General features: G+C 44.7%; 10 protein-coding genes. 7 read left to right on the plus strand and 3 right to left on the minus strand.

Annotated features, from left to right (window positions below; genetic code table 11):
• The first annotated feature begins 508 nt into the window (after positions 1–508).
• The 7 genes from FK220_RS09845 (at position 509) to FK220_RS09875 (ending at position 8,912) form a co-directional block, all read left to right on the plus strand.
• The gene (locus tag FK220_RS09845) at positions 509–1,597 is read left to right on the plus strand and encodes an NAD(P) transhydrogenase subunit alpha (RefSeq protein ID WP_152574134.1); all 1,089 of its coding nucleotides are present in this window, start codon (positions 509–511) and stop codon (positions 1,595–1,597) included.
• A gap of 10 nt (positions 1,598–1,607) precedes the next feature.
• The gene (locus FK220_RS09850) at positions 1,608–1,928 is read left to right on the plus strand and encodes an NAD(P) transhydrogenase subunit alpha (protein WP_152574135.1); all 321 of its coding nucleotides are present in this window, start codon (positions 1,608–1,610) and stop codon (positions 1,926–1,928) included.
• Entirely contained in the window at positions 1,925–3,307 is a 1,383-nt protein-coding gene (locus FK220_RS09855) for an NAD(P)(+) transhydrogenase (Re/Si-specific) subunit beta (protein WP_152574136.1), read from the plus strand. Before FK220_RS09850 ends, FK220_RS09855 begins: the two co-directional genes overlap by 4 nt.
• Positions 3,308–3,753: 446 nt before the next feature.
• Entirely contained in the window at positions 3,754–6,489 is a 2,736-nt protein-coding gene (gene ppdK, locus FK220_RS09860; RefSeq protein WP_152574137.1) for a pyruvate, phosphate dikinase, read from the plus strand.
• Between the two features lie 297 nt (positions 6,490–6,786).
• Positions 6,787–8,034, plus strand: a complete 1,248-nt coding sequence (gene sqr, locus FK220_RS09865; RefSeq protein WP_152574138.1) for a type III sulfide quinone reductase, selenoprotein subtype — start codon at positions 6,787–6,789, stop codon at positions 8,032–8,034.
• An 18-nt stretch (positions 8,035–8,052) separates the two neighbouring features.
• Positions 8,053–8,361: a TusE/DsrC/DsvC family sulfur relay protein gene (locus FK220_RS09870; protein WP_152574139.1), complete on the plus strand. Its 309-nt coding sequence runs from the start codon at positions 8,053–8,055 to the stop codon at positions 8,359–8,361.
• A gap of 77 nt (positions 8,362–8,438) precedes the next feature.
• Complete coding sequence (locus FK220_RS09875; protein WP_152574140.1) at positions 8,439–8,912, plus strand: DsrE/DsrF/DrsH-like family protein; 474 nt, start codon at positions 8,439–8,441, stop codon at positions 8,910–8,912.
• Between the two features lie 539 nt (positions 8,913–9,451).
• Here FK220_RS09875 and FK220_RS09880 read toward each other — a convergent pair.
• The 3 genes from FK220_RS09880 to FK220_RS09890 all read right to left on the minus strand — a co-directional run bounded on the left by FK220_RS09880 (position 9,452) and on the right by FK220_RS09890 (position 11,952).
• Positions 9,452–10,210, minus strand: a complete 759-nt coding sequence (locus FK220_RS09880) for a hypothetical protein (protein ID WP_152574141.1) — start codon at positions 10,208–10,210, stop codon at positions 9,452–9,454.
• Positions 10,211–10,252: 42 nt separating this feature from the next.
• Positions 10,253–11,467, minus strand: a complete 1,215-nt coding sequence (locus FK220_RS09885) for a glutamyl-tRNA reductase (RefSeq protein WP_166204853.1) — start codon at positions 11,465–11,467, stop codon at positions 10,253–10,255.
• Between the two features lie 86 nt (positions 11,468–11,553).
• Positions 11,554–11,952: a c-type cytochrome gene (locus FK220_RS09890; protein ID WP_152574143.1), complete on the minus strand. Its 399-nt coding sequence runs from the start codon at positions 11,950–11,952 to the stop codon at positions 11,554–11,556.

Raw genomic sequence — 11,952 nt, forward strand, 5'->3', positions numbered from 1 at the left:
TAAAAGTAGGCGGTCGAGAATGAAAGCAAAATGACCTATGTCATTTGAAGCCAATAAATACGGGGGTTCTGTGTAACTTTTGTTACATAAGAAACGCTCCCGTAAAGGGGAGCGTTCTTTTTCATCAATCAAAAAAAACAATCTAACTAAAACCAAATCATGGGAAGTTCTTCACTTTAGTTCATTCTCTAGAAGCCAATTTCCAAAATATTCGGTAATGGTACAGTTACTTTTGTTACATAACATACATTGAACCAATTGTCTTCAGGCAAATATCTTGAAACCGAAGGCAAACCATTCGTAAAAGAGCAATAACCTTTCAAGGACAGATCAAAAACATGGAGTCGAAATTTTGGACTCCGTGCTTTCTTTTGTAAATACGGCGTTTTTCTCCCAGAAATATCAGAAAAATGCATAATTTGTTCATTCAAACCAAAAACTTCGTCGTAAACGCTTGAACTGGGCCGATCAGTCGCCTGTTTGTCGTATGCGATAAAAAACAGAAACTATGACCATAGGTGTTTTTAAGGAAACATTTGGAAACAAGGTAGGTTTGGTACCCAAGGTCATTAAGAAACTGATAAAAAGAGGATATTCGGTACTGGTCGAAGCAAAAGCCGGTAGAAAGGCATTCACCGCGACCGCCGAATTTGAGGCGGTCGGTGCCAAAATTTGTAGTAGGGAAGACCTCTTTGAAAAAGCCGACATACTCTTATCCTTTACCCCCTTCTCGGATGAAGAAATACATTCCATACGACCAGGGTGCATTTATATTTCTCATTTTAAGCCCTATATCTATAACGGAGTAGCGGAAAAACTGGAAAAGCGGAATATTTGGGCTTTTAGCCTGGATATGATTCCAAGATCCTCCATTGCGCAATCGATGGACGCTTTGTCCTCAATGTCCTCGATTGCCGGCTATAAAGCCGTTTTAAGGGCTGCGGATTTGTTACCCAGGTATTTACAAATGATGATCACCTCCGCTGGTAGCATCAAACCTGCTCAAGTATTTGTAATCGGCGTGGGTGTAGCAGGCTTGCAGGCCATAGCGACCGCAAAAAGACTCGGTGCAGTGGTAATCGCTATGGACATGAGGCCCGAAACCGAAGATGAAGTAAAAAGTCTGGGTGCCAAATTTTTAAAGGTGCCCGAAGACAGGCAGCCTACCCCGGTAGACCAAAGTCACGCGCAAAAAACCACGAGTAGTATTAAACAGCAACAGCTGCTATCCGATACCGTAGCCGATTCCGATGTCGTCATCTGCGCTGCTACCGTTCGAGCCGCGAAAGCACCTATCATTATCACCAAGGAAATGGTCGAAAGAATGAAAAGGGGAAGCGTTATCGTAGATTTGGCAGCGGATGCGGGAGGCAATTGTGAGCTGACCGAAAATGACAAGACCATTGTCCACAATTATGTGACCATCGTAGGGGATTCCAACCTTTCCGATGCGGCAGTGGTAGATGCCAGTGCTCTTTTCGCGAATAACGTTTACAATTTTTTGAAACACATTTCCAACAAAGGGGATTTACAGATACGTACCGATATGGGGAAAGACGAAATATTTTCATCTTCCTGCATAGCACGACCCCATTAAACCATACCGTATGTCCGGAATTCTTGATTTTTTTGAGCAGCATATCGAAATTATCTACCTACTGACCTTTACCATCTTCCTTGGGTTTGAGGTAATTTCAAAGATACCTACCGTATTGCATACACCCTTAATGTCGGCTTCCAATGCCATCAGTGGTGTGGTCCTGATAGGTGCCATTCTGGTAATTCGGGTAACAGATCCCACTGATTATTTCGCATTGATCATGGCCACTTTGGGAATCATTTTGGGTACCATCAACTTGGTAGGTGGCTTTGCCGTTACCGGCAGAATGCTGGAAATGTTCAATAAGAAAAAACGAAAAACGAGGTGAATATAGTCCTATTGAACGGGGTCCTATTTCTAGCCTCGATATTGTTGATTATTGGTCTTAGGAAATTATCCCACCCGGATTCCGCGCGAAATGGGAATACGTTAGGTGCCATTGCCTTGGCATTGGGGGTTTTGGTGGCTCTCGTATATCCTTTAGAGACTCAAAACAACAACTATATTTTCATTGTCCTCGGTATTTTGGCCGGTAGCGTAATCGGCTTACTTGCGGCAAAAAGGGTTCCCATGACCGCGATGCCCGAAATGGTTTCGTTGTTCAACGGATTTGGCGGGTTATCAGCGGCCCTTATATCGTTGGTTTGGTTGGTAAACAATAATTCTGAAGGAAGTGGGTCGGACCTGGGCATTGTGCTGCTGAATCTTTTTTTGGGCCTTGTGGCGTTTATTGGAAGTATGGTGGCTTATGGAAAGCTAAGCGGTTTCCTGAAAGACCATCATCTTAAAATTCCTTTTAGCACGGTGGTCAACATAGTGTTGCTTGTAATCGCGATCGGCTTGCTATTTTTCCTGAGCTATAACGGATTTCTCAGCACCCCTCAGCTTGCCTTGTTTTCCGTATTGGCCTTAGTTTACGGCATAGTGTTCGTCGCCCCAATAGGCGGTGCCGACATGCCTGTGGTGATTTCCACCTTAAACTCACTTACCGGAATCACGGCTGCTGTATCCGGGATCATTACAGATAATAAGTTAATGCTTCTTGGAGGGGTGCTCGTGGGTTCTTCCGGTATCATCTTAACCTTACTGATGTGCGAAGCAATGAACAGAACATTTGTAAATGTTATTTTCGGAAGTTTTTCGTCGAGCAAGGGGACGGGCGCAGGGGCGGAGGGAACCGCCAAGGAAATAAATACTTCCGATTTGGCCATACAGTTGGCCTATTCGCAACGCGTGTGCGTGATACCCGGCTATGGCATGGCGGTAGCACAGGCCCAAAAAGTGATTAAGGAAATGGAAGAGCTACTGGACGATAAGGATGTGGAATTCAAATATGCTATTCATCCGGTTGCCGGAAGAATGCCGGGCCATATGAATGTGTTGTTGGCCGAAGCGAATGTGTCCTATGACAAGTTGCTGGATTTGGAGGACGCCAATGCCTATCTGGAGTCAACGGACGTGGTCATCGTGGTCGGCGCGAACGATGTGGTAAACCCCTCTGCCTTGGACGATCCCTCCAGTAAAATCTACGGCATGCCTATTTTGGATGTGTCCAAATCGAGGAGTGTCGTCGTTTTAAAAAGAAGCATGAACCCAGGATATGCGGGCATACAAAATCCACTTTTCTTCAAGGAAAACGCCAAAATGTTGTTCGGGGATGCCAAAAAGAGCATAGAGCTCATCCTTAGCGAACTAAAGGATGTTTAGACCTGTTATTTACTTACCGTACGCTAAATTTTTCATCACAGGTACCGGAAAAAATCGATCATAGCGTCGTATCTATTCCCGGTTAGGAACCTTCCCAAGGAAACTTTGGATTACCTCAATATAAAACAGGCAAAGCTATCCTGACAAAGGTCAATTGGTGTAATACACCGGTCTTTATTCCTTACCCAATGCTTGTCAAAAAAACGTTCTACCCTGTTTAAAAAACACTTGGAACAACGTGCGTCAATTGTGGCGACGCTGTTTTTCTTTCGAAGCGACATCCAACCAAAAAACCGTAATACCTTAAAAACCAACACCAAAGAACAACCTGGATGTAAACCAAGTTACCAAACTTAGTTCCCTTTCATGACAATTATCATAAAAACGTAGTCCACGTAGTCCTACTTTTGGACCATACATTCTAAGAACACCTAAAATATTTTATTATGCAGCTAGCACAGGACGTTCGGACCCGGGTCTATAAATTTGGCAATAAGACCGCCGACGGAAATAGTACGATGAAAAATCTCCTTGGGGGAAAAGGAGCGAACCTGGCGGAAATGAGCGCCATTGGAATTCCCGTGCCTCCCGGCTTCACCATTACTACCGAAGCCTGCACCGAATACAACGAGTTGGGCGAGGATATCCTTATTGGCATGATCAAAGAAGAGGTAGAGAAGGCCCTACAAAATATCGAAGAAATCATGGGAGCCAATTTTGGGGATGAGGAAAATCCCCTGTTGATTTCCGTCCGTTCCGGTGCCAGGGTCTCTATGCCCGGAATGATGGACACCGTTTTAAATTTGGGCCTCAATGATACGGTCGTAAAAGGACTGATAGCCAAGACGGGGAACGAACGTTTTGCTTGGGATTCGTACCGTAGATTCATTCAAATGTACGGGGGCGTGGTGCTGGGGATGAAACCTGAATCAAAAGACGATATCGATCCCTTTGAAGAAATTATAGAACATCTGAAAGAGAAACGGGAAATACAACTGGATACCCAGTTTACGGTTCAAGATCTCAGGGACCTCGTCTATGATTTCAAGGATGTCGTAAAAAAACGCACGGGGAACGATTTCCCCACCGATCCCTGGCAACAGCTTTGGGGCGCTATCATAGCGGTATTCAACAGCTGGAACGGAAATCGCGCCGTGTACTATCGAAACATGCACGGATATCCCGCCGATTGGGGAACCGCCGTGAACGTACAGGCCATGGTCTATGGAAACATGGGTGATAATTCGGGAACAGGCGTATGCTTTACCCGTGATGCCGCCACTGGTGAGAACATCTTTAACGGTGAATACCTTATCAATGCCCAAGGGGAGGATGTGGTAGCGGGCGTTCGTACACCACAACAGATTACCAAAGTAGGTTCCATGCGATGGGCCGAACTGGCAAAGATAGAAGAGGCCGACAGGGCCGAAAACTACCCCTCATTGGAAGAATTAATGCCTTCGATCTATGAAGAACTCTTCCGGTATCAAGATATGCTGGAAAAGCACTATCGCGATATGCAGGATATGGAGTTTACCATTCAGGACGGAAAGCTTTGGATACTCCAGACCCGAAACGGAAAACGTACCGGGGCCGCCATGGTCAAAATTGCGATGGACCTCCTGAAGGATGGCTCGATTACCGATAAGGAAGCGTTGCTGCGTATCGAACCCAATAAGTTGGATGAATTGCTACATCCCGTCTTTGACCCCAATGCCCTTAAAAGGGCGACCATTATCGCCCAAGGTTTGCCCGCCTCCCCCGGTGCCGCAACCGGACAGATCGTATTCTTTGCCGATGAGGCCAAAAAATTCAGAAATACCATTTTGACCCGGATCGAAACCTCACCGGAAGATCTAGAGGGTATGAACCTGGCGAAAGGGATCCTCACCTCGAGGGGCGGTATGACCTCCCATGCGGCCGTCGTGGCCAGGGGGATGGGAAAATGCTGTATTTCCGGGGCCGGAGCCTTGAAAATCAACTATAAAAAACGAATCCTTACCGTAGGGGATAAGGAGTATCACGAGGGGGATTGGATATCCTTAAACGGTTCCACCGGGAATATCATCGAAGGAAAAGTAGCCACTAGGATACCGGAGTTGAGCGGTGAATTTGCCGAAGTCATGGAGCTTGCCGACAAATATGCCACTATGGATGTGCGTACGAATGCCGACACACCCAAGGATGCCAAGGCAGCACGAAATTTTGGGGCAAAAGGCATCGGACTCGCCAGAACGGAACATATGTTCTTTGAAGTGGACCGAATCAAAGCAATGCGCGAAATGATTTTGGCCGATACGGTCAAAGGAAGAAAGCATGCCCTGGAAGAGCTACTCCCGATGCAACGGGAAGATTTTGAAGGCATCTTCGAAGCGATGCAAGGCCTGCCCGTCACGGTACGCTTACTAGATCCGCCCTTGCACGAATTCGTACCACACCAGTTGGCTACTCAAAAAGAATTGGCCGAGGACATGCATATTTCGTTGTCGGCAGTGAAGAACAAGGTGGCGGATTTGCAGGAATTCAACCCCATGCTAGGCCATCGTGGCTGTCGTTTGGGGAACACCTATCCGGAAATCACCGAAATGCAGACCCGCGCAATTATGGAGGCTGCCTTGAACTTAAAAGCGAAGGGTATCGAATCCAAACCGGAGATCATGGTACCCTTGGTAGGAACCGTCAATGAGTTTTTGGAACAGGAAAAGGTCATTAGAAAAACCGCCAATACCGTTTTCGAGGAATACGACGATACCGTAGACTACCTCGTGGGCACGATGATGGAAGTTCCCCGGGCCACTATAATGGCGGAGGAAATCGCCAAACACGCCGATTTCTTCTCCTTCGGTACCAATGACCTTACCCAACTGGTATTTGGCTATTCCAGGGACGATGCCAGTAAATTCTTGCCCATTTATTTGGAAAAGGGAATCCTCAAGGTCGATCCCTTCGAAGTATTGGATCGGGAAGGAGTCGGAAAATTAATAAAAATGGGGACTTGTCACGGAAGGCGCACCAAACCCGAGCTGAAAGTAGGTATCTGCGGAGAACATGGTGGGGAACCCATTTCAGTGGAATTTTGCTTTGAACAAGGGATGAACTACGTAAGTTGCTCCCCTTTCCGGGTACCCATTGCGCGGGTGGCGGCTGCCCAGGCTGCCCTAAAGGCGCCAGAAAGGAAATAAACCGAACATCAAAGATAGGTTTGGCACATAAGACGAACCATGCAATGCAATCCGTTGAACACCGATAAAAGGCTTCAACGGATTACTTTGTTTTTGGTGACAGCCGGAAGTCCTAAGACCTACAAACTTCTAAGAACCCGACAAGCACAAAATACTGTAAACCATCATTTTAGACTCTTTTCCATGTAACATTTGTTACCGTATTTTAACGGTCGACCTGATAATTGTCATAAAATTTAGAGGCTCCCTTGGATACCTTTATTACAAGAAAATTAGGAACCGCTAAAACGCAGAAAGATGAAAAATTTGGTCATATTGGGAGCAGGTACCGCCGGTACCATGATGGCAAACCACCTCGTTAAAAAACTCCCTCGTAAAGAATGGAAACTAACCATCGTAGATCAGTACAAAACACATTACTACCAACCAGGTTTTCTATTTCTTCCCTTTGATATTTATAGCACCAAACAGGTGAAGAAAAACGGGAAAAAGTTTATCCCAAAGGGAGTAGATTATATTCAGAAAAAAATTGAACGTATCGTTCCCGAAACGAATAAGGTACTCCTTGAGCAAGGTGATGAATTGGCCTACGATATCTTGATCATTGCCACGGGAACAAAGATTGCCCCGGATGAAATCGAAGGTATGAACGGGCCCATGTGGTATAAGAACATCTTTGATTTCTACACCTATGAAGGAGCAAAAGCCCTACGCGATAAACTAAGGGAATGGAAAGGCGGTAAACTGGTCGTACATATTACCGAAATGCCCATCAAATGTCCGGTCGCTCCGTTGGAATTTGCCTTCTTGGCCGATTCCTACTTCAAGAACAAGGGTATGCGGGATCAAGTAGACATTACCTTTGTAACCCCTTTGGGTGGGGCATTTACGAAACCGAAGGCTACAAAAGCCCTTCACTACCTCTTGGAAGAAAAGGGTATCAAGGAAGTGACCGATTTTAATATCGAACGGGTCGATTATGAGAACAACAAGATTATCGACTACGCCGATACCGAAGTCGAATACGACCTTCTGGTAACGGTTCCTACCAATATGGGTGATGCCGTTATCGAACGTTCAGGAATGGGCGATGACCTGAATTTTGTTCCGACCAACAAAGGCTCCCTACAAACCACGGATTACGAAAATATCTTTGCTATAGGCGATGCCACGAATCTTCCTGCCTCCAAGGCAGGATCTGTTGCCCATTTTGAAGCAGAAATCTTAACAGATAATATCCTTCGATACATCCAAGGGCAGCCTTTGAAAGAAGAATTCGACGGTCATGCCAATTGCTTTATCGAAACAGGAAATGGGAAAGCCCTTTTAATCGATTTCAACTATACCCACGAGCCAGTGGAGGGAACATTTCCTTTTCCAGGTGTGGGTCCGTTACAGCTATTAAAAGAAAGTCGGACCAATCATATGGGTAAAATGGCGTTTCGATGGGTGTACTGGAACCTATTGATCAAAGGGGTGCATATACCATTTGTCTCCGCAACAATGAACGAAAAAGGAAAACATTTTGAAGAAGTAACACAGTAATAACAAAAAGTAAGAACCATGAGAAAGCTAATAGCGCATACAGAAGTAGAAGTAAACGAAGAAGGGTACCTAACCGATTTTAGCCAATGGACCAAAGAGGTTGGCGAATGTATTGCCGATGAGAACGGTATTTGTTTGACCGATCGACATTGGGAAGTTATTGAATACATTCATGAAAAATACTCTTGTGAGGAGCCTTTATCAATTCGGGGCATCAAAAAAAGTGGTGTCATCGATATCAAGGAATTTTACAAGTTGTTTCCCGGAGGTCCGCTTAAAAAAGCGACCATGATTGCTGGAATTCCTAAACCTAAGAGCTGTATTTAAGGTATTCGAGACGACTCCCGAATCTTGGGTATTCGGTAATAACCCACAATTGATATCAACCATCAAAAGAAAAAATCATGAGTACAAAAGTTAAAAAGATGATGTTTATCCTCTCCAAGGCGACCATAGAGAATGTGTATGCAGCCTTTATAATGGCCAATGGAGCCAGGATGGAAGGCATCGAATCGGAGATATTTTTTACGTTCTTTGGATTGGAGGCCATCCAAAAGAAAAAATTGGAGCATTTACATGTGGCCACGGTAGGGAACCCGGCCATGCACATTCCTACCATGTTGGGAGGATTGCCCGGAGTGGAAGCCTTGGCGACCCGAATGATGAAAAGCGAAATGGAGAAACTCGATATTCCGCCCGTCAGCGAGTTCCTTGAAATCCTATCCGACTCGGGATGCCGCCTATGGGCCTGTAAACTGGCGGTCGATATGTTCCATTTGAAAGAGGAAGACCTTATCGACGAAATAGAGGGCGTCCTTACCATCGGGGATTTTTACGGCAGGGCCGACCAGGATGGTACACAGCTTCTGTTCATCTAGAGACAAACGCGCATAACTAACTCAACTACATAGTGAATCTCGTCATTTTTAAGATGACGGGGTTCTTTTTGTCCATTGTCCCAATGAAAACGGATTCGATAAGAATGAATGTTAGGGTTCATTTGGGCATACATCGGCATGTTTGGCGTATCTCTTGCCTACCCTATATGGGATGGTTCGGTTTTATGTACCAAAAGGAGCGTCACGTACTAACGGCATCTACCACCTAGTTCCGCAGCGTATGGGTAAAGGATTGCCCCGATGACCGCCGCTTTCATTGGTTCTTGCTACTTGTTCACTATAAAAATTCAATGGGCCGTTTTAGCAGTGTCGGCCATATTCTGAATATTTTAAGTCGATAAATACCAGGTTTAACAAAATTGTATCGACATGGCTTTTGACCTCTTGAATCCTCTTAGCTCTAACAACAGGGTAGACAAGTTGGGGATGGAACTAAAAATGCAGAAGACCGTCCATTAAATTTGGAATGCCGATAAATCAACATTATTCATGGTGTTTGAAGGCTTGATGCAAACAAGCTATTGAATGACAGTACCCTCTTCAACTAGGATTGGATAGGAATATCCGCTTCCAAAATCTTGGTCCAAACGGACTATTCCCCGAACGGTTATAGTCGCTCCCTTGGCCACTTCCTCTTCGGAGGTAATCACAAGGTCAAAATCATCTTGGCTACCATCCCTCAGGTGTATCCAATTTCTTTGAAGTATTCCGGCGTTTACTTTTACACATTTCCCACTTAGTTCGATTATTTTGTCCTGGAATCGCCGGGGATTTTGGACGAGCTCCGCGATCGTAATCAATTCAACGGATGCCTCTTTCATATCCATGGAAATGCCCTTTCCTGCATTATCCAGCCCGGATTTCGTCAAAAGACCTGCTCCTTTGTTCGTATTTGCGAGTATAAATCCGTGGTCCTTTGGAAGTAATTTGTTAACCAGATAAAGCGTATCGAAAACCCGTTCGTGTTCCTTACTTTCAAAGGAAGTCTTCAACAGGGCCTCCGCGTAGAAATAGGTGCTATCTTTTTGTACCGTTTGTTTGCCGGTTGCAATCCAGTATTCGCGTCTTCCTTCTTTGACCTTTGCATATGTATATTGATTGGCAGGAAGTATTTCTTTGACCACCACTTCATGGACAACACCTTTTTTACGGGTTTCATGGTTTTCGCTTTTAGGTAGGGACGTCATGGTGATTTTTGGACCGGAATTACAGCTTACGATCAGTAATATGACCCATATGCCAAACAATGGCCGCCTCTTTTTCACGATCAGATTCATAGTCCTAATTTTGAAATTTAAAAAATCCTTTGTTTCTCAACTTCATTGCAGATGTTCTGCCACTAGCATCTCTACCTTTTCCGTCCAGCCCGATGTATCGGGATATTTCATGAGCTTACGCATGACCCGATTTGTTATTAAACTGATTCTTGAATCATCGGACGGTTCTTTTTGTGTGGTCAAGCGCTTTTTTATGCTATCGTTCAATATCACTTTGTATGCCGCCAACAATTCCCTCAGGGGCGCCTGTTCACGCCACTTCCTGAATTCGGCCAGTTCCTCTTCCTTTATGCCATAAACCTGTTCAATCGCAGCCAATCTTTTTTCCTTGTTGTCCTCTATTTCGGATGAAATAGTGTCCAGATCGTAAAAGTTGATATTGGCTATATCGCCAATGCTCGGCTCTATATTTCCGGGTAGTGCCAAATCCAGGAACAACCTCGCATTACTGTTGGCTGCCGTCCCGGTGATAAGGTGATGGCAATTAGCCACTGCACTTAACACGATTTCAAAATCCTGAAAGTCGTTGACTACAACTTTATCCCAATCAAACCATTTGCAACGGTACCTTTCCATCAACGAAACTGCTCTACTTTTAGTCCGGTTGGCGATATAAATATTTTCAAAACCAAATTTTTCATTGTACTTGAACAATTGCCTCACGATATCCCCAGCCCCGATAAACAATATCTTTTTATGCTTCGCCTTCGTCTTACCATAGGTATCACTGATCATTTTCAAGGCCTTATAGGCTACCGAAGTGGTCCCATCCCGAAAATGGGTTTCATTACGAATTCTCTTATGGGTTTTAAAGACTGTCTGCATGGCACGTTCCAACAAAGAACCTTGAAGATCTAAGGAGATTGCCCTGTTGTACGCTTTTTTAATCTGGTATATGATTTCAGCATCGCCCTTCACTTTGGAGACCAACCCGGAAGATACATCCAATAGATGGCCAGCGGATATTTCCGTCGTATCACTTGTCTCAAAAAATCGATGGTAACCAGATGTGTTCTTCCCCAAAAGCAAGGGTATTAGAAAATTGAGAAGCGACGTTGAAGAGGTAGTATCCGATTCAAAATAAAGCTCGGTCCTGTTGCAGGTAACAAGGAGAAGTAGCCCTGTTATATCGGGAAAAGTTGTAACCAATTGCTTGATTACCTCTACCTTGTAATTATCGGCAATATAGAATTTCTCCCGATTCCTTATAGAGGCGGTTTTATGGGAAATACTTAAATATCGCAATTCATTGGCCATGTTGAATACTTTTAAGTCAGGGTTCAATTTCTTCGACAAGAGTGGGCACATCCAGACGCAGGTGCAGGTCACTTATCCTAGGTCTCCTATTCTTCCATGGTTCTCATATAATTTACAATAAGCCATCTATCTTCATCGTCGGGCATCTTTTTGGTATATTCGGGCATGTCATTTCTTCCGAAAGAGGTCTTGTAAAACAATTCCCCGTCTGTTTGGGCTTGGAATTCGGAAGATGAAAAATCGCCCAAATCCCCTTTTTGATCTGCCGCTTTAGGACCATCCCCATAACCTTCTTTGCCGTGACAAGATTTGCAATGCTTGCTATACAACGATTTTCCAATGTTCAGATCTACCGAAGGGTCCGTCGGATTTTTCATATTCACGTATTTTTCCGGTACCACCCATTCTTCCTGCACATTTCGGGTAAATGAAAAGTAGCTAAGGGCTAGTAAGCCTATAATCGCGGTTGTTGATATTGCTTTCAT

The sequence above is a fragment of the Pelagihabitans pacificus genome (assembly GCF_009371985.2).
GTDB classification, from domain to species: domain Bacteria; phylum Bacteroidota; class Bacteroidia; order Flavobacteriales; family Flavobacteriaceae; genus Pelagihabitans; species Pelagihabitans pacificus.